The 23210-nt window shown below is 44.5% G+C and carries 16 protein-coding genes; 8 read left to right on the top strand and 8 right to left on the bottom strand.

Annotated features, from left to right (window positions below; all coding sequences use genetic code 11):
* The first annotated feature begins 84 nt into the window (after positions 1-84).
* The 4 genes from WC598_RS08085 to WC598_RS08070 all read left to right on the top strand — a co-directional run bounded on the left by WC598_RS08085 (position 85) and on the right by WC598_RS08070 (position 5103).
* Positions 85-297 (top strand): KTSC domain-containing protein, encoded by a 213-nt coding sequence (locus WC598_RS08085; protein ID WP_372960976.1) that lies wholly within the window; start codon positions 85-87, stop codon positions 295-297.
* A gap of 13 nt (positions 298-310) precedes the next feature.
* Complete coding sequence (locus WC598_RS08080) at positions 311-2347, top strand: AAA family ATPase (protein WP_372960975.1); 2037 nt, start codon at positions 311-313, stop codon at positions 2345-2347.
* Positions 2348-2509: 162 nt separating this feature from the next.
* Entirely contained in the window at positions 2510-4240 is a 1731-nt protein-coding gene (locus WC598_RS08075; RefSeq protein ID WP_372960974.1) for a retron St85 family RNA-directed DNA polymerase, read from the top strand.
* Between the two features lie 401 nt (positions 4241-4641).
* On the top strand, positions 4642-5103 hold the full coding sequence (locus WC598_RS08070; protein ID WP_372960973.1) for a Holliday junction resolvase-like protein: 462 nt from the start codon (positions 4642-4644) through the stop codon (positions 5101-5103).
* A gap of 218 nt (positions 5104-5321) precedes the next feature.
* Here WC598_RS08070 and WC598_RS08065 read toward each other — a convergent pair whose 3' ends face one another.
* The 4 genes from WC598_RS08065 to WC598_RS08050 form a co-directional block, all read right to left on the bottom strand.
* A complete protein-coding gene (locus tag WC598_RS08065) occupies positions 5322-5579 on the bottom strand; it encodes a hypothetical protein (RefSeq protein ID WP_372960972.1) in 258 nt (85 codons plus the stop codon).
* A 792-nt stretch (positions 5580-6371) separates the two neighbouring features.
* The gene (locus WC598_RS08060) at positions 6372-6737 is read right to left on the bottom strand and encodes a hypothetical protein (protein WP_372960971.1); all 366 of its coding nucleotides are present in this window, start codon (positions 6735-6737) and stop codon (positions 6372-6374) included.
* Positions 6738-6775: 38 nt separating this feature from the next.
* Entirely contained in the window at positions 6776-7381 is a 606-nt protein-coding gene (locus WC598_RS08055; RefSeq protein ID WP_372960970.1) for a hypothetical protein, read from the bottom strand.
* Between the two features lie 104 nt (positions 7382-7485).
* The gene (locus WC598_RS08050; protein ID WP_372960969.1) at positions 7486-7899 is read right to left on the bottom strand and encodes a hypothetical protein; all 414 of its coding nucleotides are present in this window, start codon (positions 7897-7899) and stop codon (positions 7486-7488) included.
* A gap of 1689 nt (positions 7900-9588) precedes the next feature.
* Here WC598_RS08050 and WC598_RS08045 point away from each other — a divergent pair.
* The gene (locus WC598_RS08045; RefSeq protein ID WP_372960968.1) at positions 9589-10947 is read left to right on the top strand and encodes an ATP-binding protein; all 1359 of its coding nucleotides are present in this window, start codon (positions 9589-9591) and stop codon (positions 10945-10947) included.
* Positions 10948-11257: 310 nt separating this feature from the next.
* Here the strand turns inward: WC598_RS08045 and WC598_RS08040 are convergent, their stop codons facing one another.
* Positions 11258-12553, bottom strand: a complete 1296-nt coding sequence (locus tag WC598_RS08040; RefSeq protein ID WP_372960967.1) for an ATP-binding protein — start codon at positions 12551-12553, stop codon at positions 11258-11260.
* A gap of 77 nt (positions 12554-12630) precedes the next feature.
* Here WC598_RS08040 and WC598_RS08035 point away from each other — a divergent pair, with 77 nt between their 5' ends.
* The 3 genes from WC598_RS08035 to WC598_RS08025 all read left to right on the top strand — a co-directional run bounded on the left by WC598_RS08035 (position 12631) and on the right by WC598_RS08025 (position 16860).
* Positions 12631-13017: a hypothetical protein gene (locus WC598_RS08035; RefSeq protein ID WP_372960966.1), complete on the top strand. Its 387-nt coding sequence runs from the start codon at positions 12631-12633 to the stop codon at positions 13015-13017.
* A 119-nt stretch (positions 13018-13136) separates the two neighbouring features.
* Positions 13137-16193 carry a reverse transcriptase domain-containing protein gene (locus WC598_RS08030; RefSeq protein WP_372960965.1) on the top strand — a complete coding sequence of 1019 codons (3057 nt, stop codon included), beginning with the start codon at positions 13137-13139 and terminating at the stop codon, positions 16191-16193.
* A gap of 79 nt (positions 16194-16272) precedes the next feature.
* The gene (locus WC598_RS08025) at positions 16273-16860 is read left to right on the top strand and encodes an exonuclease domain-containing protein (RefSeq protein ID WP_372960964.1); all 588 of its coding nucleotides are present in this window, start codon (positions 16273-16275) and stop codon (positions 16858-16860) included.
* A 365-nt stretch (positions 16861-17225) separates the two neighbouring features.
* On the opposite strand, the gene WC598_RS08020 is transcribed toward WC598_RS08025, so the two are convergent.
* The 3 genes from WC598_RS08020 to WC598_RS08010 are packed head-to-tail and all read right to left on the bottom strand — an operon-like array spanning position 17226 to position 23131.
* Positions 17226-19385: a DEAD/DEAH box helicase gene (locus WC598_RS08020; protein WP_372960963.1), complete on the bottom strand. Its 2160-nt coding sequence runs from the start codon at positions 19383-19385 to the stop codon at positions 17226-17228.
* A 16-nt stretch (positions 19386-19401) separates the two neighbouring features.
* Entirely contained in the window at positions 19402-20748 is a 1347-nt protein-coding gene (locus WC598_RS08015) for an ATP-binding protein (RefSeq protein ID WP_372960962.1), read from the bottom strand.
* Between the two features lie 22 nt (positions 20749-20770).
* The gene (locus WC598_RS08010) at positions 20771-23131 is read right to left on the bottom strand and encodes a TerB N-terminal domain-containing protein (RefSeq protein WP_372960961.1); all 2361 of its coding nucleotides are present in this window, start codon (positions 23129-23131) and stop codon (positions 20771-20773) included.
* Positions 23132-23210: the final 79 nt, after the last annotated feature.

Genomic DNA, 23210 nt, shown 5'->3' with positions numbered 1-23210 from the left:
AACATATTAATAAATTTTTATCAGCAATAAATCCATTTAACAACTTTTATTATCATTCCACTTTATTGTTAATCTAGGTGTACCATGTTACGACAACCGGTTCAATCGAGCAACCTAAAATCTGTAGGTTATGACGAACACCAAGAAATTTTAGAGATCGAATTTATTAGTAGTGGAATTTATCAATATAGCAATGTTCCTAGAGAAATGTACAATAATTTAATGAATGCCCCGTCCAAGGGGAAATTCTTTGCCCAATACATAAAAGATCGTTTCCCCACAAAAAAAGTGGCTTGAAAACCACAATGCCATGATAATCGAATCAATTCATGTAAAAAATTTTCGTTCAATCTATGATGAAAGGGTTTCTTGTGAGCGACTTACAGCATTAGTGGGAGCAAATGGATCAGGTAAATCCTCATTTCTGTATGCATTGAGAGATTTTTATTCAGGATCGCCCACGATTAGCCTTGATGATTTTTATAATCAAAATGGTTTAGATGAAATATGCATATCCATAACTTTCAAAGACCTCTCTACTGAGGCCGAAAAGCAATTCTCAGAATATTTACAAAATAATATACTCACTGTTGAGCGAATTTTTAAACTCAGTGATACTGGAAAAATTATATCCGCGTATCATGGATCAACATTACAAAATCTGGAATTTGAAGGAATAAAAAATGCATTTGAGATTAAAGATAGTGGAAAGACCGCAAAGATTGTCTATGACGAATTAAAGAAAAATCTCAAATATTCATCACTACCCGGGTGGGTTAAAACACTCCGTCAAAATAAAGAAAACTTGGGAAAGTGGGAATCTGATCATCCTCAAGATTGTGTCCGAATACGTGACAATGGTCAATTTTTTGATTTCAATGAGGGAAGTCAAGGGAATTTAGGAAGATTCTCCCGACTATTGTTTATTCCCGCGATCAAAGATGCTAGTGAAGAGGCGTATGAATCAAAAAATTCAATTTTAACAAAATTGATGGATTTGGTTGTTCGAAGTGTCATTGCAGAAAAGGAAGAAATCAAAAAACTTAGAAACGACACTCAAAAACGTTATGAAGAATTAATGGATCCCAAAAAGATCCCGGAACTTAAGACCCTTTCGTCTCAATTGACAAAAACTCTGAATGACTATATACCCGATTCGAAAATAGATCTGAAATGGGTACCTCTCGGTCAAATAAATATCCCTCCCCCAACTGCTGAGTTGAAATTATCAGAAGATGGTTATTCTTCAACCGTTGATCGGACAGGGCATGGAATTCAACGAGCATTCATATTAACGATTTTACAACATCTCGCGATAATTCAATCAAAACTTAGTCTAGCGAAGCAAGAAATCACAGAGATGTCTCCTGGAGCCGGACATACTTCTGTAGCAGGTAAAAACGAACTACCCAATTTAATATTGGCTATCGAAGAACCCGAATTATATCAACATCCAAATCGTCAACGACATTTTGCAAAAGTTTTATCTCAACTAGCACAAGGCAGCCTTCCCGGTGTTGCTGAAAAAACTCAGATTATCTATTGTACCCATTCTCCGCTTTTTGTTGGTATCGACAGAATTAATGAAATCCGCCTATTAAAAAAGGTAAATAACGGTCCGAAGAACCCTAAGAAAACGATCGTTGTTAGTACCACTCTTGATCGCATTGCGGAGATAATGTGCACCGTGTATCCAGAACCCCCGGGCCATTTTACCGGTCAAAATATTATTCCTCGACTAAAAACGATTATGACTCCATGGATGAATGAGGGTTTTTTTGCAGATGTTGTTATTCTCGTTGAAGGTGAAGATGATCGTGCGGCAATACTTGGCATGGCTCATGTGAATAATCAAGATCTAGAAGCAATGGGATTCGCGGTTATTCCATGCATGGGAAAAACAAACATTGATCGCCCATACCTCATTTTTTCCGAATTGGGAATACCCGTTTACATCATTTGGGATAACGATTCTGGAAAAGGAGTGACCGAAGGAAGTTGTATTACATGTCGACGGCCTCTTGATAAAAAGATAAATCCCTTAGAAAATCGTCGGTTATTACGACTAATTGGTTCAAATAAGATTGAAGATTGGCCGTGTTTTATTGAAGAAAATGCAGCTTGTTTAGAAAAAGATTTAGAAAGTACATTAAAGAGGGAGATTGGTAATGATTTATACGAGGCATTAATTCGTAGATATCAAGATGAATTTTCAATATCAGAAAAGAAAAATGCTCAAAAAAATCCTGTTGTTATCATGAATATAATCAAAGCGGCAAAAGAGCAAGGAAAATCGTGTATCACTCTCGAAGCAATTGTTCAGAAAATCTGGGCATTAAAGAAATAAAAATAATGTTTAATGAAGAAAATTAAAAGGCAAATTATTTCTTGTAATATTAAATATATAAATCCAAGGAGTCATTCTTGGATTAAATGCTATTGAACATCACATAGATAGCATGTATGGCGTTACGCCATGCAAATGGAATAGTAGGCAAATGTAGAACATGTGACCCATATTCCAAGGATAAAGTCGCTGGCGCGACTTCATCCTCGTAACACGGCTCACCTTAGCAAGAATGGCTCCTTTTTTGATACCATGGAATTTTTTGTAAGAAATGAATGTGAACTTAGTGAATATTTACATTCGCGTGGGCTTGCAAATTTTGATAAGCAATTCGATGAAGAAAAAGATTTTTTCAATCGACTTACTTACAAAAACCTGCCCTATATTTATGATCTCAAGCATCTGGCTGAAATGACTAATGCTTCAGCTGAACAGTTAGAAGTTTTCATTTTGAACAAAGAAAGAGCATATTCCTCATTTGAAATTCCCAAAAAAGTAAAAGGATATCGAAGAATTGATGCCCCCTCAAAACCTCTGAAAAATGTGCAACGATGGATTTTAGATCATATTTTGTATAAATTAAATCCTGGAAAATATGCGCATGGCTTCATTCCGACGCGATCGATTTTCACAAATGCTAAAAAACATGTGAGAAAGCAAATCGTGATGTGTATAGATATCAAAGACTTTTTTCCAAGTATTAATTTGAAAAAAGTAAGAAATTACTTCAAAATTATTGGATATAATGATAGAATTTCATTGGTTCTCGCTGAACTTTGCACATTTAACTTTCGATTATCTCAGGGTGCCCCTACAAGTCCGATGTTATCAAATTTGATTGCATATTCTATGGATCAAAAAATCGCTTCCTTTTGTAAACTGAGACGTTTATCCTATACGAGATATGCAGATGACATCGCAATCTCCGGTGGTCGGATCCTCCCTAAATATAAAAACCTAATCCGGAAAAAAATTGAAAGAGCCGGATTCAAAATTAATGTAGAAAAAACACGAGTTCTTTGTCGAGGTTCCTGTCAGAGAGTTGCAGGAATTGTTGTTAACGAAAAACCTAGTGTTGGAAGAGAGTATAAAAGAAATTTAAGGGCAATACTGCATAATTTATTAAAAAATGGTCCAATTTTTGAAAATCGAGATAATGATCCACTATTTCGAGAGCGAATTCTCGGAAAAATTTCACATGTTATCAATATTGAACCGGGTTTAGGGAAAAAATTTAAAGACCAATTTTTTTCTATCGATTGGGATGAATATACAACTCAAAATCAAAAAATAATTGAAACTGAATTAAACATCAAAACCTTAAAAAGAAATTCATTCGCTAATGGTATTATTCCATTTGATCTGATTCATTCGTTTTCAGACATTCCAGAGATCTCAACAAAATCTATGCTAGAACTCAGGGAACAGATAGCTGGATTAAAAGAAAAATGTATTTCTCACCCTACTAAAGACGATTGTAATTCTTGTTTGCTTAAACGCGATAAAGACGAATATAAAACCTGTATAAAATATATTTTGGGTCAGTATTTACGAAAAACTGGGGGTACTCACCATGGACATGAGATTTGTGATATAGGAATTGTTGATAAAATATCCGAAAAAAACGGCTGTAATATTTGCTTCATTATTAAGCCAGATTTAGAATCAGGGTCTGAACGAGATGGCTATTTCCGCCAATTTCATGATTCTATCCATAAAAGTGGGATTAATATTGTTACAACGGTTACCATGACAGATATTGATAACGCATTAAGGGATCGTATTTATACGGCTATGAATGAAAATCGTATAAAAAAACACTATTGCTTCATCACAGAGGTAGAATTTACTAGGATTTATTCCGATTTCTTACAAAAACATTGCAATGAATAAAGCGCTTTGATTGTTTATTAGCATTTTATATTTTATTGAAATTGGGTCTCTACTGATAATCCAAGACTTCTCAATTATTTCAAATGATTCAGCATATGTCTTCTGGCTTCAGATTTTAAGTGTTCAGATTTTTTTGGCATCTTTCTGATTGTTGTAACGACCTCTTTGGGGTGAACACAATTTCCCTACCTTAAAAAATCTTCGTCCAATTGGAAAACCGGGCAGTTTAAGGGCTTATTTTGGATGAGGGTATGCCCAGTCAAGTACTATGCATAAGCCTAAGCCCCCTCTGCCAAGTCCCCCTCAAACCCCTTGTTGTTGATTACCCAGACCCATTTTAATTTTCACTCCATGCTCCGCACCTATATCAACCGCATGGTCAATCCCTGATCAGGATTTTCATGACATTTACCGATCTCCTCCTCCCCGCTATCGCATTTATCCTGGGCATCGTCGTCGCATATCTCTTCTTCCGTCAACAGATCAGCGCAATCGAAGGGCGGGCACGAAACGATCTCGAACGCTGGAAAATAGAATGCACCACTGATATCCGGAAGGATTCGGTCAACCGCTCCCGCTCAACGCTGAAGGGAAGGATCTCCGAACAGATGGCCCCGTTCCTACCGGAGTTTCCGTTTTCTTCCGCTGACGCCCGGTTCATCGGCAACCCGATCGACTTTGTGGTCTTTGACGGGTATACTTCGGTAAAGGACGACAAAGGCGATGTGATCAATATCGTTCTCGTGGAAGTGAAGAAAGGGAAAGGAAGACTTACGCGGGAAGAAACGCTGATCAAGCGGGCGGTCGAGGAAGGACGGGTTTCGTGGCAGACGATATTCCTGAAGGATGAGGGGCCGCTATAGAGTTCCGGCTGAGTGAGGCCGGGGTGCATTGATTAGGTGGGCGAGGTGGGTGTCGGCAATATGGATTAGTTTTTTTATGGCAGATTTTGAATTTTTATTTTCATTCAAGGTTTGATTTCAAAAAAATCATTGCGATCATGATCTCGATTGAAAACCGGATCCGGATCAACCGGACCTTGAATTTTTATTTTTCAACCAGACTTTGATTGAAAAAAGATTCAGCGGATGGTGCCGGGAAATTTTTCCGGCACGGTCTCCGTGTTCCCCGCTGAAATCCTATGTACCCCTGATGCCAGTTCTCCCGGTGCAACTCTCCCTTTGTCGAGATGGAGCCCCGGAAACCCTTTCTTTTCCGACGGAGAGACCCTCCTCTCCGACGTAAACCCGATCCCCAAAACCGCCCGTCCTTCCATTTTCCGCAACCTCCTCCTGTTTTCCGGACGAACGCCCCTCCAAATGGTGCTAAATGCTGTCATGAATTGCCGACGTGAAAATGAGGAAAAATGGGTGAAACAGTGTCGGTTTTCCGGGAAATAGTGTCGGTTGGGTGGTGCAGAGGGAGCTCCTGGTGGGGGGCCTCCGTCGGAGAGTGCGGGCCGGGAAATGGCAGGTCACGTTGGGAGATCTTGACACACATGTCTCCGACGGAGAAATCCCTTCTCCGACGTAGGATCGATCCCAAAACCGGCTTTCCTTTCATTTTCCGCTACCCCACCCTGGTTTCCGGACAAACGGCCGCTGTAATATGGCTACATATGACCTCTACATCTCCGACGTGAAACTGGCCGGAAATGGGTGAAACTCACCCTCATTTTAGAGTAATATGACCTCTGGATCTGGGAAGATGGGCAATCGGGGGCCGTAGATGGCCCGGATCGGGGGTAGTGAATATACTCCTGTCAATGCCCTCACGATGGCATTTCAGGATCTATCCCCATTCCCCTATGCCAAAATAAGCCCGTATCGGGCTCTGATTCCTTTTTTCCGAAACGGGCCGATTCCGGTAACCCCCCATATAACGCTCCTTTTCAGTTCCTGTGGAAAATAAGCCCTATAATCGCCCCGTTTGCCGGAATGCGGCTGGAATAGACCTCGTAGAATGGCCCTTAATGGTGGCCCGGTCGACCCGGTTTTTGCCCCTTATTTCCCCCAACCGGCACCCGGAAATGCCCGCAGAACGCAGATATGAGGGCCGGATTTTCCGGGGGTGGGAACTGTGATAATCTCCACAGAATGGATGCCGGTCAGTTCTGCCCGGCTCCACCGATTCACATTTCTGTTTTTGAGGGCTCCGGACTCCTTTTTGGCAGGGTCCAGATTGAAACAATGCTCCCGTCAGAAACATCAACATTTACCCCGATCATATCCTGGGGAGTGTCGATCAGAACCGCAGTGACTTTCAGGGTCCTGTCGTTTATTCCGGTAGTTGCAGGGCCAACATTCGTCACGGTAAACCCTTGTGAAATGTATAATCTCACCGTCTCGTTCTGCAGTGCTATTTTTACTGCTGTTGCGTTGAAGTCCTGTTCCTTGATGGTGGTCGTGATGGTTGTCAGCGTTGTATTCTGTTCCGATATCACAGAGGATGGTACTCTGGTTTCATGAAGGCATCCTGCGGAAATAACCCCTGTCATGATGCAGGCAAGGAAAAAAATAGTGAATAATGATTTCTTCATGATACCCACGAAACGAATGAATAGGATCCTCCGCTCATAGCATTTGTATATTGTCCCGAGCCCCATGTATTGAAATTCGATTGAAGTCCGCTGTAGGCTCCCCACAATTGATAACCTGAGTCCTTGAAGAGATACCCATACTGGAATGTTGGATGCGAATTTTCCGGGGAAAACACGTTGTTCCCCTGATCCCAGTTTTCATTGGCACAGTTTATCCCTGTCTGACGGGATAATAAATGACCGTTCCTTACCCAGTTATTATTAATCCAGATATTGTAAACATATCCCGACACGGTTCCGCCATTGTGGGTATATGATTCCAATGTATTTGATACAAAGATCTGGTAATTTTTCTGTGAGGAATCTGCACTGCCATGGAATTGCCATCCTCCTTCATCATTATCATACGTGAAGTACCGTGGACTCGGATCGTTTACAGACATAGTCGCACCAGCCTCTGTCCAGTCTTCCCCGGAAGCTGCAGGTTTACCAACATGTGTTGTAACAACATGCTGAAATGTCCCGGTTGAACTTACGGGGAGTGGTCCAGGGCTCATATCAGTATTGATACCCGTATAGGTGTTCTGATCATTGATCATCATCAATGCACCGGCTGTGTTATGTACCAGTGTATTTCTTAACAGATTGGTCTTATTCCTTGCATTCACGTCAGTAGTCCAATCGGGGGAATATCCAGGTCCGCGAATCAGATCAATATTTTTTTGTTCCTCAGCGGTTGGAGGTGTGCCTTTCCAGCTGGCTCCTGTCCGGGGATCCCACCCGTATCCGTTTTTCTGTAACAGATCGGTGATTTGAGAATCCTTGTACCCTTTTTCTCCATTAGAGTAATGATTTTCTTGGACGGGCTGACATAGTTTTCAAGATACGACCTCTTATCCACTTTTGCCTGTTGAATGGTTGTGACGGTTTGTTCATTCAATGGAATGTGTTCTTCAACGGATGCAATCTGCAAAATTGAGATGATTTCAGGATCTGCATTGGGATCCATTGTCTCATTCAGATTATTCTTTTGTAGTTCCCCTGCACTCACCATCGGTACCATCGCCATCGCTGCCAGCAATAGTGCCAGCAGGACGAGGCTCAGTTTGCGTAGTTTCATTTTTTTTCAACTCCGTTCGTTTTTTTAGATACGCTCCGCTCGCAAGGCACAGAGAAAACCTTCATAGGATCAGAAGATAACAATCTCATGCCTACGGGCGGGACCGGGTTCAACACAAAGTTCGTCGCTTGGTGAACCCGTCCTCTTCTTTTGGGACAACCTCCGGTTATTCCCACTGAACGATTTATAATACTCATATATACGATCTCTGTGCCGGGATCCGAACGATCGGGTATCGTTTTGGAAATATGCGGAGATGATCCGGCTGAAAAAACAGAACCCTGAAACGAATCTCATCCGGCGAATTGGAATTTCCCTGAGTAATCCTGGTCTTGCGCGTTTTTATGGCGGAATTTGTGTTTTTTTGTTCGTGCCGCGGATCCACTGTTTTCGATAGATGCGTACCCTTCCGGTTGAGGATAATTCCCGTCCGGTGATCTTCTCACACCATCCTTGCACCCGTCATCCTTTTCGTTGAACTGCTCCCCATGGGTTCCCGGGATCCCTCCCACGTCGAGGGAGTGCTCAGGAAACCCTGCCCCCACTGACGGAGTAAACGCCCTCACGTACGTAAACCCGATCCCGGAAAAAGGCGTTCCTTCCATTTCCCGCAACCTCCCTTCCGTTTTCCGGACGAACGCCCCTCCAAATAGTGCTAAATGCTGTCATGAATCTCCGACGTGAAAATGAGGAAAAATGTGTGAAACAGTGTCGGTTTTCCGGGAAATAGTGTCGGTTGGGTGGCGCAGAGGGGGTTCCTGGTGGAGGGCCTCCGTCGGAGAGTGCGGGTCGGGAGAATGCATCCCCCGAATTGAGGTCACGGCACCAAAAACCCCCGGCCGCCTCCCGCACTCCTCAGCCCCCGCCACCACAGAACCGTAGTCCCGGGTGGTCCCGCCGGCCGGGGCCTGATACGGGTGGGATACCCTGGTACGAAAGACCCCCTCCCCCCGAGGGAAATACCCCCGTATCGGGCTCCGATTCCATATTTCCGATCCCGGCCGATCCCGGTAAACCCCGTAAAACGCACCGTTTCAGTTCCTGTGGAAAATAAGCCCTAATATCACCCCGTTTACCGAAATGCGGGTGGAAACGACCTCGTAGAATGGCCCTTGCTGGTGTTCCCACCGGCGCGGTTTTTACCCCCTACATTCCCCAACCGGCACCCGGAAATGCCAGCAGAACGCGAATATGAAGGTCATATATTTTGACCGGAATAGTAAAAATCGGAGAACTCCTGGAATGAGCCGATCCCCCCTGGGCTATCCTGGTACCAGGTGCCCCCATCCGTGTACTGACCGGATAATTGTCCAGATACCATTGGAGATGAAAAGAATCGTGTGAATCCGGACAATCAGGTTGGATGATAGATTTCGGTACAAACGTCCGTGAAAAGAAGAGTCCTGCCTCCATGTGGACATTTTGTCCAGATAAGTGTCCAGGTGGAACGAACACAAAAGATTGATCTTTGTACGTTTTTCGAGGGGGGTAATTCCATCGTTATTGAAGTCGGACATGCTATCTCATGGTACGGCCGGAATATCCACCCGGATGCCGGGACCGGGGCGTTCCGGGTTGATGGATGGCCGGGTGCCGGCCTGCACCTTCATACCCTCACAGGATTAGCCCCCGGAAAGAACCCCTCAATCGTCAAAACATTAATCATCCTAATCGTGATTAGTACTAATCATGATTAGGGAGTTCATCGACCGCGAGGAGGAGCGGGCGTTGCTCGAACGCGAGTGGCAGAGCGCCGGAGGAAGGCTCATCATCCTCTACGGCCGCAGGAGGATTGGGAAGACCCGGCTGATCGATGAATTCATCCGGGACAAGCCCGGTATACTCTATATTGCAGAGGATGCTTCCCCGCATATCCAGATCGGCCAGCTCAAGACCCGGTGCGCAGAATATTTCGACGACTCCCTCTTATCAGAGCTGGATATAAAATCCTGGGACCAGCTCTTTACCTATCTCGCACAAAAGCAGCCCGGTAAAAGAACGTACCTTGTCATCGATGAATTCACGTACCTGGTAAAAAACGATCCTTCCATCCTTTCTGCGCTCCAGAAAGCCTGGGACCGGAGTATCAGTGGTTCCGACTGGTGCCTTCTCCTCTCCGGCTCGATCCTCTCGCTCATGAGCGATCTCGCCCTCTCGTCCACGTCGCCGCTCTATGGCCGGAGGACCCGGGACATGCTGCTCCCGCCGCTCCGGTTCTCCGATGCACGGCGGTTCTTTCATTTCTCATTTCACGATGCCCTCAAGGCATACCTGTCGATTGGCGGCGTGCCGGAATATTTACTCAAGGCCGGCGCATACGATGACAGCGATAATTTTTTCAAATCTGAATTTTTCAACCGGTACGGGTATTTTTACCACGAACCATATTTTATCCTCTCGCAGGAGTTCCGGGAGCTCAAGGTATACCAGTCGATCCTCCACGCGATTGCACTCGGGAATACATCCCCGACATCCATCGCCCAGTTCTGCGGTCTCGACACCCGCCACGTGTACCCGTACCTCGACTCCATGATCCGGCTGGGGCTTGTAGAAAAAGAGGTGCCGGTTCTCGGGAATCCCCGGCAGGGAATCTACCGGATCCGGGACCGGGTCTTTGATTTCTGGTACTGCCATGTTTTTCCGCGCCGGCAGGAGATCGAGACCGGGCACAACGATACCCTTGTCCTGGATATGAACCCGTTTTTTGGCCGGCAGTTCGAATCGTTTGTGCGGGACGAGTTTGCCGGAATCGTGCTGCCGGGGTACCGTACCGGCCACTGGTGGTACAAGGAAGACGAGATCGATCTCGTGGCCCTTGACGATACATCATCTGCCATTGTTTTTGGCGAATGCAAGTGGGGCGATATCGCATACCGGCAGGCAAAAAGTCTCCTCGCTCTCTTAAAAACCAAGTCGAAGATCGTGCGTGCCGACCAGTACCGCCACCGGAAGTACGCGCTGTTCTCTGCCGGGACCATTGAAGGCAAGGATCGGCTGCAGGAAGAGGGGTACCTTGTTTTTGACAGCACGGACCTGGAACGAATCTGAAAAACGGGCCGGGTACATTTTTAAATCCCGTGAACGGAGGGCTCCCATCCGGGTCTCACCGGCCCTTCTGGTTGTGCCGGAGGAATGTGCGGGGATGAGCGGGACGTGGACTCCCCGGGAGTATGCGGTTGGGCCGGCGCGGGTCCGGGTCCAATCGGTCTCTGATCTTGAGAATTCCGGGAAGGGACCGGTGATGGTCCGGGAACCGGGGGTGCAGGGGGAACCTGAAAGATTCTGAAATCGTTTTGTTCTCACTCATGCGGGGTCGATTCTTGCGGTCTCCCCTACTATGAATTTCCCTCTTGTGAATTCACCGGCTTTCATTTTCAAGCAGCCATTTCCAGAGCGGAATGCAGCGAATCTTTTCTTCCTGTGACTCGTAATCTTTGGTAAGGATCAAAAGCCCGCTCACCTTCCCGTCAAATTCCCCGGCAAATTCCCGCAGGCCTTCATATTCCCGCTCGGGAATCGCATCACTGTAGCAGACATTGATAGCCGTTAAGGTATTGTCGGGGGATCTGATGACAAAATCCACTTCCCGTTCTCCCTTCCAGTAATACGGGGTCAGGCCGGACCGCATCAGTTCCACAAAGACAAGGTTCTCGGCAAGTTTTCCCTCGTCGTGTGAGAACCGGGACGAGAGTACGTTTCTGAGGCCGTTATCGATGCAATAGATCTTCTTGTTCTGCCGTGCCTGCGCCGGCAGCGAATATGAAAAAGCCTGTACCTCAAAGAGGATCTTAGCCATGCCGGCAAAGTGGATATAATCCCGGACTGTTTCGACATCGATCCCGAGCATCTCTTTTAAGCGACGGTATGAGTACGGGGAGGAGATGCTGGTGAAGAGATAATGGAGGAGACCTGCCAGGGCTTTCTGGTTCCGGACCACGTTTGTACGGATGATGTCCCGGTACACGATGCTGTCGTAATACGCTCTGAGGTAATCCTGTTTTGTTCGTTCGTCCTGCTGGAGCACGACAATGGGAAAACCACCTTCATGGAGGTATTGCCGGAGGCGGGTGGTGATGTCGTACTTTTGTGCTGCCCGTGTGGTGGCATCTTTGGGGGGGACAATGCCATGGAACCTGAGGTATTCTGAAAAATCCAGCGGGTAGACGGGAATAGAAAAGTACCGGCCCGAGAGGAGCGTTCCGACCTGTGAGTCCAGCAGGTACGAAGACGAGCCTGAGAGAATGATCCTGCACTGTTTGCGGTCGTAGAGGGTTTTTATCTCCCGCTCCCAGTTTTCCACAGCCTGTATCTCATCAAAGACAAGCCAGATGGTGCCTTTTGCCGCGACTTCCCGGCGGTACGTATCAACCGTTTCGAGCAGTGCGTTCTTCCGGTCTGCTACTTCCGGCTCATCGCAGTTGACAAAGAGGATATTTTTGGCCGGCACCTTGTTGGTTGTGATGAGCAGCCGGATGGTCTGGTACAGCAGGGTGGTCTTTCCCGAGCGCCGGACCCCGCTGAGCACGATGATCTCACCGGTTTTGAGATACCGCTTAATCGTTGCAAGGTATTTCTGCCGCTCCCGGCCGCTATCGAATGGCTGGCCGCTCCACCACGGATTCTGGTCTGCAAGCAGTTCGAAGAGCGTTGGCATACTAATGTGTAGGGTTATACCCCTCCATAAATGTTTGGTTGTGATGGGTTATAACCCGACAGGTTCTGGCAATTGTGATGGGTTATATCCTGTCATGTCTGGGGAATCGGGCGGGCAATGACGACGGAGAACCGGGACGGGATGCTGTTACTGTTCTGAAGGAGTCCGGGGAATATTCGGAGGAGCATGTCCGGCAGCTCGGGGAGATCTGTTCTGCGTTTTTCTCTTCGGATTTGATGAAGCGGGTGAAACGGTTGTATTGCGAGGTGCCGTTCATAATCATGCGGGAGGGACAGCGCGTGACCGGCACGATAGACCGTCTCTTGGAACTTGACAACGAGTTGTGTGCTGTGATCGATTACAAGAGCGAGGCGGTTGGGTATGCGGCGTTGGTGGAGGAATACCGGAAGTTGATGGAGGATCTATTGCGAGGCGGCGAGGAGTTGACCGGGAAAATTTGGTGAATGGGTGGTTGTATATTACAGGAGTTGGAGAGTTTTTCGTTGTAAATGAAGGTGACAAATCGGAGAAGTTTAAAAAAAGCATTGATATAATAATATCTCATATAAACTTTTGAGAAGGCATGAACTCACGTCAGCTTGTTGAGGTCGCATATAAAAAATATAAACAATATGTCTACTATGAGCAACTCGATCTTTTTCAAAGAAAAAAAATCGCAGATTTTGAATGTGATACTCGATTTGACAACAAATTAGATGATCTTGCTAAAATTGTTGATCTAATAAAAGAAGGATCGGATAATATAGAGCAACTCAATAATTTTCTAAATCTTGTTGGTTATAATTTAATTCCAAAATCAATTGGTCCAATTCCTTGTAATAAAAAACGAAATTCAAACGATTTTGATGAGAAATCGGTTCATTTTATAACAAATACAAGATCTGCTGAAAAATATCGTCTCGATGGAATAAACTATTTTATTGATGTACCTGTGGAATTGCAACTTATTAGTGTAATTTGGGTTATGAAAGCTGGAATACATATAGATTCTAAATTATCAGATTGTTGTTATTGGTTTAGGCTTAATGAGAGACTCAAAAAACCCAATGAAAAAAGCAGTCATATCTTTAAATTTTATAATAATCAGTATAGTGAATGGCGAAATAACGCGATCAAAAAAGCCGAGGATATATTAAAAAAAGAAAAAAAAGACATTGCCATTTTGAGTTTAGATCTTAAACATTGTTTTTATTGCATTCATCCCGATTTTTCAGCACTTAAGAAGTTCTTGGATGAAAAAAACCTAACTGAAAACGATAAAATATTTGCAATTACACTCACAAAAATTATTGAAAAAATACATAAAGCGTATCAAGAAGAAATAGAGAAAGATCACTTTTGTTATACTCATGGCCATATTAAATTTGAATCAGAAAAATATGTTGTACCTATTGGACTGGTATCATCTGGAATTATATGTAATTGGCATCTGAGTCGGTTCGATGAGCAAATAACTAATGAATTAAATCCCGCGTATTATGGACGATATGCTGACGATATTCTAATTGTAATTAGTAATCCGTATAATGTTAAAAGTGAAAACATATGTAATAAGGAATTTGTTAAAAATTTCATTGAAAAATACTTTGTAACGCGGGGTATTTTTTTTGAGAGAACTCAAGAACGGAAAAAATATTATTGTTTAACTGTAGATCCAAACCTTTGCATTCAGAGCGATAAATTATTTTTACATTTCTATTCTGCAAATGACTCTTTAGCCATGTTAGATGCCTTTAAGGAAAAGCTTACGGAAAACTCTAGTGCTTTTTATTTACTACCTGAAAAAGAAATGGAATTTTATATTAATAATTCTGCATATAGTTTACATTTTGAAGGATCAACAAACAAATTTCGTAGTATTACCGGAATTACAGAAAATATAACTGAGTTATCCATTAAATTATCAAAGATAAACCACGTTTTAATGCAAAGTGAGGTAAAACAAGAAACACTTGAGGAAATATCGGATCAGATTTTTAAATTTTATAAAGGATCGAATTTTATTAATTTTTGCCGAACGTGGGAGAAATATTTTACTTTCACTGTACTATCCCGACGACACCAAGATTGTGCAAAATTTTATTTTAAAATACAAGATGCCATAAAGAGGATATCTGATTTTAAACCTGATATCGGATATAATCCTGATGCTTCAAAAGCTCTTCTTAAAAGACAAAAAGCGGATTTACAAAAATATTTGGATATATCGATATCCATGTCTGTCTCATTACTGGGATCCAGTATTGAGTTATATTTCAAAAAACATATCGAAGAAGGTACGCATAATTGTAAATCCCCAAGATCCCTTAACCAGGATGTCTTCAATATCACAAGTATCTCCTTTACATTACGAAAATCCAATTTAATTCGTCATTATAATGTCGCGTATCCTCTAGTCAATTATACTGATTATGAGAATTCTTTGATTGATATAGAAGAAATTATTAAATACCTCTCAAAAGAACAAATTTTACTTTCAAAGAAAGACAATAAAATAAAATTTTCACCGAGGTTTATTCATTTTGATGAATTTTACCTTTTCTGGTTTATTCAAAATATCTATGGAAAAAATTCTTCGAAAATTTCAGATATTATCCCTCATTACTTGAATTTATCAACTATTGGGGAGTTCCAACTTCCAATCACTATAGAAAAAATATTGTGTATACCTGAATTACCCGGAAAAGAAAAAGAATGTAATGATAAGAATCAAAAAATTTCTGCGTACCATATTCATATACCTAGAAATATTTCGACAATAAATAATGAGAAGACTACTTTACGGATTGGCATTGCTAATATTAAAATCAAAAAAGAGGATGTTGAATCCAGTTATCTTCCTCGCAGAAAACAAAATGTGTCTCTTAAAAGAAGAGAGGAGCTTAACAAGATTTTAAATTTAGCAATAATCGAAAAGTGTGATTTGTTAGTTTTACCCGAATTAGCTGTACCCCCACAATGGCTCTCTTTAATGGTTGATTTTGCCCGTAGACACCAACTTGGGCTAATATTTGGGATGGAATACTTGATTGATAAAGAAAATGAAATTGCATATAATAATGTTGTTGCTGCTCTGCCCATAATTAATGACAAAAAATACAGAACTTGCTGTCCGATTATTCGATGCAAAAATCATTATGCTCCCGGTGAAATAATTGATTTGACTCGCGCAGGACGTTTAATCCCAATAATAAATCCCTATATTTATTACTTAATAAAGTGGAGGAACAGTCAATTTTCTATATACAATTGTTATGAGTTGGCAGATATTACACATCGTTCTATCTTTAAGTCAGATCTTGATTTCTTAGTCGCTTGTGTGTTAAATCGAGATATTGCATATTTCTCCTCTATTGTTGAATCCGTTGTTAAAGACCTGCATTGTTTTGTAGTTCAAGTAAACTGCTCCGAATATGGAGATTCACGCATTGTTCAACCCACGGAAAGTCGGCGAATGAATATTATTAGAGTTACTGGTGGTGAAAATAGTACAATATTAACGACAGATCTTGATATTGAAAATCTACGTGATTTCCAAAGTTTGGATTATTCGGAAACGGATGATCGTTTCAAACCAACCCCCCCGGGATTTAATCATTCTAAACCAAGAATGCGATGACTTTCTTTGTTCAAAAACTAGGATGAAATTATTATCTTAACAGAAATGTTCGGTAAAACTTTAGTGTACATATACCAAAATGACAACGATGTTCTTCTTCTTCGATACCGAAACCATCGGCCTCCCGAACTACTCCGCCCCAACCGCCACAGAAAAATGGCCTAGGGTAGTTCAGCTGGCCTGGGCCCTCTATGATAACGAAGGCAACCGCGAATGCCTTAGGAGTTTCATCATTTACCCGACTGACTTTTCCATCCCCATGGACTCCGCGAACATCCATGGCATCACGACCGAGCGGGCGAAAGCAGAAGGCGTGTCGCTCTATAATGTGCTTCCGCAGTTCAACTCCGATATGGAGCGATCAACAACGGTCATTGCCCATAACCTCGACTTCGATCTGCCTTCGGTCCATACCGAATTTTTGCGGTGCAAGCTTGAAACGAATCTCCTCCAGAAACAAACCTTCTGTACCATGAAAGCACCGGAGATAATCACCTGGTGCAAATTCCCTTCAAAATCCGGCCGGGGCTACAAATGGCCCACGCTCATGGAGCTGCACCTGCAGCTATTCGAAGAAGAATTTACTGACAGCCACAATGCCGGTGCCGACGTGGAAGCCTGTGCCCGGTGTTATTTCGAGCTACGGAAGAGGGGAATTATCGGGTAGGGAGACCATGGTAGGGAAGACCCCCTCCCCCGGGGGGAAATAACCCCGTATGGGGCTCCGATTCCTATTTTCCGATCCCGGCCAATTCCGGTAAACCCCGTAAAATGCTCTATTTCAGTTCCTGTGGAAAATATGCCCTAAAACTGCCCTGTTTGCCGAAATTCGGCTGGAAACGACCTCGTAGAATGGCCCTTAATGGTGGTCTGACCGACCCGGTTTTTGCCCCCTTATTTCCCCCAACCGGCACCCGGAACCGCAAAAAGAACGCGGGATAACGAGGTCATATATTTTGACCGGAATAGTAAAAACCGGAGGAATCGCCTGGAATGAGCCGATACTCCCCTTGGTGATTGGAATTTCCCTGTCTAGTGTCGATCCGGAAGTGAAATATCCGTATCAATATACCTCTTCGCATACTCCGCAATCTGCAAATTTTCCGGCACAAACTGATCATACTTCTCGCGTGTCCGTCCCTTGAACTTCCCTGCAATCTCTACCGGTGACGGGCACGATTCCAGCATCTCTTTGTACGTCTCAATGATCTGAACTGGCGAGGCACCCTTGAATTTCAAAGCAATCTCCTCATCTTCAACATGAAGTCCGGTAAACTCCTTGCCTAACGTCAAAAGCGTCCGGTGTTTTGCCGAGCCGGTCCACGTAAACCAGTACGTATGAACACCCTCGACAACAAACGGATTCTCCGCAAGCCCTGCTTCCCGGGCTGCATGCTGTGCCTCCCTGAGCATTGTCTGTGCCGAAGGATTGAGATATGCGGGAGCGTAGTCAGAGGTAACGATCTCACGCATCTTCTCTCTAATCTTTGGATGGATCTCTGGCTCACCGATTCCGGAAAATATCGGGACTTTTCCTCCTTTCGATGGCTCGACAAGGATCTCGCATCGCTTAAAATCAATCTCCAGGATCTCCCAGCGACGCCCCGCGAGAATCAGGAACTCACGGGTTTCAAGGTCAGGGGCCGACTGGATGCTGCCGATCTTTCCTCCCTTGTGGATGACGCTGAACTCCTTGGGTGTGGAAAATGCCGAGTAGAACTCGAAATTGTTGACAATTATTTCTCCCTCAATCCCAAGGATCAGGACACCTCGTTCATCCTGCTCGATCAGGTCAGCGTCACCCATGCTTCGTAAAATCTGGACGAAATCCCCTTGCTGGACATTCTGGAAAGCCCCATCTTTTACAAGGGTATCGAACAGATCTTTCGCTGTAGATCCGCCGTGTTCTTTGATGACACTGAGGATCTGCTGGATCAGGGTTGAGAAATGGTAATAGCCAATCTGGGGTGGCTCACTCCATTTTTCGATCATCAGCTCCGACATTGCAACGGCCCGGAGAAGTTCGGGGTGTAATCGTTCGACTATGGAGTCTTCCTTCAATTCCTTCTCGATGATGAACATGATAAGGATGGAGGGCTCTCCCTCTTTGCGCCCGCTCCTGCCCAGGCGCTGGGTGAGCGAATTCACAGACCATGGGGCGCCGATCTGTCCTATGCATGAGACATTCCCGACATCGATTCCCATCTCAAGGGTACTTGAACAGAAGGTTGCGGTGGGCCGGTTTGATTTCAGGGCATCTTCTGTGTCTTCCCGCTCACTTTTGGATAATGACCCGTGATGAATCCGGAAATAATCCGGTAAGTCCTTTCGTTCCAGATATCTTCTTGTGCCGTCTGTGAAGAATTCCAGAAGTCCCCGGCTGTTCACAAAAATCAGGGCAGTTTTTCCATAGAAATAGGTGACAATATCTTCGATGACCGGTGAGGGTGCCTCTTCTTCACCCACCGGTTTTTTTTCGGGGTTTTCTTTGAGATTGTAACCCCGTACGAGGTATTTCACTTCTTTTTGTTCGCTCGGATCGGAAATGATCGAAATCGAATCCGGGTTACGGGGAATGAGCCACACTTTTGCCAGTTCCGGATCACCAAAAGTCGCAGAGAGCCCGATGAGCCGGACCCCTTCCGGGCTCCTTTGCATTACTCGTGAAAGCAGGCTCTTCAGATGTGCTCCCCGTTCAGATCCGATGAATGAGTGCATCTCGTCAATGACGATGAAGGAGAGCGAACCAAAAAGCCGGGAGAATGTGTCAGGGTGATTGATGAACAGGGACTCAATTGATTCGGGAGTGATGAGGAGGACACCGGAGGGATTTTTTAAGAATTTTGCTTTCCCGCTGCTGCCGACATCCCCATGCCATTTGAATACCGGGATTTCAGAGAGTTCACAGAGTTTTTCCAGGCGCTGGAACTGGTCATTGATGAGTGCCTTAAGGGGGCCGACATAAATCGCGGAAATCCCGGTACCTTTATTCTCAACAATCTGCGACAGGATCGGAAGGAATGCAGCTTCCGTTTTTCCTGATGCCGTTTTTGCAGAGATTATCAGGTTTTTATCTGACGTATACAGTGCCCGGATGGCGTCCTCCTGGATCGGTCGCAACTCTGTCCAGCACATCTTGTAGAGTTTTTCCTGAATGGTTGGATGCAGGTATGAAAATGCGGTTTTTTCCATGGGTCTTCCTGAAAAATTACAGTTTGAAAGATACCAGATCATCCATGGGTTTTGGGGCAGCAGGTTTTTCCGGGATATTCTCTTCCGGGTTTTCATTGACAGCGATTGGATCCGGCGTTTTCTGAACGGTCGTTTTGTTCAGCAGGACTTCCCACGAGGTCCCGGGATTTTGTTCAAGAATTGAGAGCATCCGGACATAGCTCTTGACGATATCTCCCGGTGTCAGGAAAAATTCTGCACCAAGGGTATTCTGGCAGTGCTGGAGGAATCCTTCGATGCCTTTATCCGGTATGAGATATTTTGCAGGATCCTCGTAAGCAAAAACACTCCTGATATTGTGGAGAAGGACGTAGGTATCTTCCTTTGAGAGATTCTCCAGTTCGATGACGGGTCCACTGAAATCTTTCAGTCCCGCGATATTGAAATCATCTCTCACGGCCAAACGCCGGGCAAGGGCCCCATAACTTACGAGACCTCTCCGTTGATCCTTGAGGCATTCATCGGTCCCGGCAAAAATAAATCCTGTTCCGGATACGTTTCCCTGAAGACAATCATTCACGATATGCAGGATTGTCTCATAATTCGAATTGCGTGCCTGCGCATTATTTAGCCGGTGAGACAGCACTCCCAGCTCATCAAGGTTGACAAGAAGCCCGGAATACCCGGCCAATTTAACAAAGCGGCCCCACAACTTCAGGTAGTCGTAGATATTGTCGTCTTCAATGATTGTCCTGACCCCGAGGTCCTGCCGGGCTTCGGTCTTGGTGGAATATTCTCCGGAGAGCCAGCGGATTGCCGAAGTTCGAAGCGCATCATCGCCTTTCTGATAGCCTTCAAAATATTTTCCAATGACGGTGGCAAAATCATATCCGCTGACAAAGTCCTGGAGGCATTTTAGTTCCTGAGGGATCTGCTGCAGGATCTCTTCAGTAGTTTTGCCATCCTTACGAAGACGGCAATCAAGATCGGAGATCCATCGCTCGATAAGGCCGGACAGTGCACCGCCTTCAGGTTTTGCCCGGACAGCAAAATTATGTACAAGTTCCGTATAGAGTGCCCGGGCCTGATTTTCTTTTGAATATAATCGTCGTTCAAGATTGATATCGGCCTGGGCCACAACAAATTTCTTCTCAAGAGCAACAATTCGGCAAAGGTTTAAGAAAAAACTCTTCCCGGAACCATAACGTCCAATAATAAACCGGACCGCAGCCCCGTCGTTCTGAATTTTTTCCAGATCAGATAAAATTGCACTTACTTCATTTATTCTACCAACCTGGATGTGCTCAAGTCCAATCCTTGGAACAACCCCGGCACTCAGGGACTGAATAATTGCGTCCCGTTCTCTTTGTTTCAGTTTTCCCATAACCCGCACCACATACTGAAATTCATTTCTGGTAATTGATCACGATACGGCTTTCGTTTTCTTCCAGCAGGAAATCACCCAGTTCTTCATCGGCCCAGGTATTGATATCATCAAAAGCTGCCCTCGGCATCAGGTTGTGTTTTTTCGCAAGACCGGTGAACTCATCCTGGCTTAACTCCGCCGACTTCATGATGTCATGCAACATCAGGAGATATTTTACGTCCAGCAACGGGATGGTTTCAGGAGGGAAGGGAAGATCGATATCATTTTGCGGTGAATCTGCTTTGATTGAGACTTCCGGAACGTTCACTTCCGGTTCAATATCAACCACAATCTCTTCCTGCTCTTGTTCAAATACTGAGGCGAGAATGATCTGAACTGCCCGGGTGTCATCCATCGTTTGTCTTAATTTTTCCTTGTCTATCACAAATGCCGGTTTGACTACGGGTGGGGGTATTGCCTCGCCCTTCCGGGCTTTTCCGGGTTTCTGGACGGTTACCGGCTCATCCGGAATATGCCCGACAAGGAGTTTTTTGATCAGTTCATCGGATACAGCCGGGTCTATCTCCAGCGCTTTGAAAACGGTTTTGAGTGCCTTCTGTTCTTCTTTAACGAATTTGTCATCGAGAAGGACGATCTCTCCAAGGAAATTGGCAAGTGTAGTCTTTTGTTCCGGAACCAGATGTTTGCTCAATCGTTTGCCAATTCTGGATAAGGACGGGGGCTGGATTTCAAGTACTCTTTGTAGTCCTTTGAGACATTGAATTTCTAAGGAATTCAACGAGAATTGTTCTGAAATAAACGTGTGAAGGTATTCTTTCTCGATATCGGAAACATTTTCATCGGATGCTGCAATCCCGTACGCCAACTCAAAGATTAATGCTGCACTCTGAAAATTTTCTGATAGCCGTTCCGCTGCACCGTGAATGGGGACAATCGCGACATTATCGCTCCATTTATACGAAGTACCGGTTGTTGTTTGATCCGGCACGAGAACCCATCCAAAATCCCTGACCGTTGATGTTACCATCCCGCTCTGGCTTGACGTAAGCGCATCACGTTTCTCTATCCCGATCCGGAGGGCAACATCGGAAACCTGAAGGACCAGGGATCCATCGACAAGAGGTTTGGCTGAAATAAAATTGCGCCACGCTTCCAGTTCAGGATGAGGAATTTCTCCTTTAAGTGCTTCAGGAAGAGCATTATAGACGTCCCGCGTGATCTTTCCCTCAGCCTTTGCCAGCTTGTTGCACGCAGGTTTGATCTCGTCGATACAATCGACCCAGATTTTCCTGAGGGTTTCAAAAGGCAGAGAGCCGAGTCGGGGAATGGGAAATGACAACGGTTTGATGAGGCCGGGTCTTCCCGGGTAGCCAACATATTGCAGCAGCGACGGACTGGCGGGTCGGTAACTCAGTTGGAACTGATCCGATTCAGATGAGATAGGAATCCCCTGCGGGAACTGTTCGGAAAATTTTTTCTTAAAGAGTTGCTTCAATAAAGCGGGTGCCTTTCTCGTTATGTTTGTTCTTGCGAACCCATCAGAATTTTTTGCAAGAGAATAGCAGAGATCCCACCGGAGGGGTAATCTGTTCGACCAGTGCCATGACAGGACAACTTTTGTTTGATTCTCCTCAAGATTGTCAAACTCCGGGAAAAATTTTCTGATATTGGTATCTTTCATACCGGTAAGCCGTGAGCCGACAACGTATGCCATGAAATGATTAAGGTACGAATTGAAGGACCCCGATGAGGAATAACGTGACAACAGACGGCGGACTTCATCCAGAATTACTTCATGATCTGTATTGTCGAAAATGGCTCTTCTCTCAAGACCATAAAAAAAGATGAACGCGTACCCGATTTCATTCAGCTCGTCATTTCGTCCCCTTGACAGCCACGAAAGGTACCTCCCTCTCTGTGCGGGTGTAAGCCCGGAGTATTGCGGCCAATACGGCAATGGTGGAAGAATTGTAGTTTCATGTTTTTCGGTTTTTAATCCTGTGAAGATACAGGAGGCCTCTGGATAATTTGAATTTGACCAGTACGTTAAAGGATCGCGAATTTTAAAACCATGAACCGTTATCAGCTGGCCCATTCCGACCCATGTCATGCCGGACGTTGCATTTTTTGCGTTAATTATTGGTGGATCATAGACCGAATGTCCGTGAACATTTATTGAGCGATATTCATCATCGGACTGATCCAATTCGGTATTTCTTTGGGTTCCAGAAACTTGTTGGGTTTTTTGAATTTTATTGGGATAATTTTGAATGACCGAATTATCCTTTAATATTTCGTGGGTTTTTACGTTTTCATGAGAGAGTTCAGGATCGTTCTTTCGCCCGAGAAGATTGCAGATCGAATCGAAAAATCCAGCCATATTGATCTCTCCGTTAGTATCGAACCTATAAAATTTATTTGAAAAATATCTGGTAAACAATATGGCCCTTTTCTCTCGC

The sequence above is a fragment of the Methanoregula sp. genome, assembly GCF_041645475.1.
Classification (GTDB): domain Archaea; phylum Halobacteriota; class Methanomicrobia; order Methanomicrobiales; family Methanospirillaceae; genus Methanoregula.
The sequence above is the reverse complement of the archived record's forward strand: the minus strand, read 5'-3'. Positions and strand labels throughout refer to the sequence as shown.

What these genes read in the sequence shown, in the direction of transcription:
- WC598_RS08085 (WP_372960976.1), top strand. Translation starts at nt 85, where the DNA reads ATGTTACGACAACCGGTTCAATCGAGCAACCTAAAATCTGTAGGTTAT.
- WC598_RS08080 (WP_372960975.1), top strand. Translation starts at nt 311, where the DNA reads ATGATAATCGAATCAATTCATGTAAAAAATTTTCGTTCAATCTATGAT.
- WC598_RS08070 (WP_372960973.1), top strand. Translation starts at nt 4,642, where the DNA reads ATGACATTTACCGATCTCCTCCTCCCCGCTATCGCATTTATCCTGGGC.
- WC598_RS08065 (WP_372960972.1), bottom strand. Translation starts at nt 5,579, where the DNA reads ATGACAGCATTTAGCACCATTTGGAGGGGCGTTCGTCCGGAAAACAGG.
- WC598_RS08060 (WP_372960971.1), bottom strand. Translation starts at nt 6,737, where the DNA reads ATGACAGGGGTTATTTCCGCAGGATGCCTTCATGAAACCAGAGTACCA.
- WC598_RS08055 (WP_372960970.1), bottom strand. Translation starts at nt 7,381, where the DNA reads ATGATGATCAATGATCAGAACACCTATACGGGTATCAATACTGATATG.
- WC598_RS08050 (WP_372960969.1), bottom strand. Translation starts at nt 7,899, where the DNA reads ATGAAACTACGCAAACTGAGCCTCGTCCTGCTGGCACTATTGCTGGCA.
- WC598_RS08045 (WP_372960968.1), top strand. Translation starts at nt 9,589, where the DNA reads ATGATTAGGGAGTTCATCGACCGCGAGGAGGAGCGGGCGTTGCTCGAA.
- WC598_RS08040 (WP_372960967.1), bottom strand. Translation starts at nt 12,553, where the DNA reads ATGCCAACGCTCTTCGAACTGCTTGCAGACCAGAATCCGTGGTGGAGC.
- WC598_RS08035 (WP_372960966.1), top strand. Translation starts at nt 12,631, where the DNA reads ATGGGTTATATCCTGTCATGTCTGGGGAATCGGGCGGGCAATGACGAC.
- WC598_RS08030 (WP_372960965.1), top strand. Translation starts at nt 13,137, where the DNA reads ATGAACTCACGTCAGCTTGTTGAGGTCGCATATAAAAAATATAAACAA.
- WC598_RS08025 (WP_372960964.1), top strand. Translation starts at nt 16,273, where the DNA reads ATGACAACGATGTTCTTCTTCTTCGATACCGAAACCATCGGCCTCCCG.
- WC598_RS08020 (WP_372960963.1), bottom strand. Translation starts at nt 19,385, where the DNA reads ATGGAAAAAACCGCATTTTCATACCTGCATCCAACCATTCAGGAAAAA.
- WC598_RS08015 (WP_372960962.1), bottom strand. Translation starts at nt 20,748, where the DNA reads ATGGGAAAACTGAAACAAAGAGAACGGGACGCAATTATTCAGTCCCTG.
- WC598_RS08010 (WP_372960961.1), bottom strand. Translation starts at nt 23,131, where the DNA reads ATGGCTGGATTTTTCGATTCGATCTGCAATCTTCTCGGGCGAAAGAAC.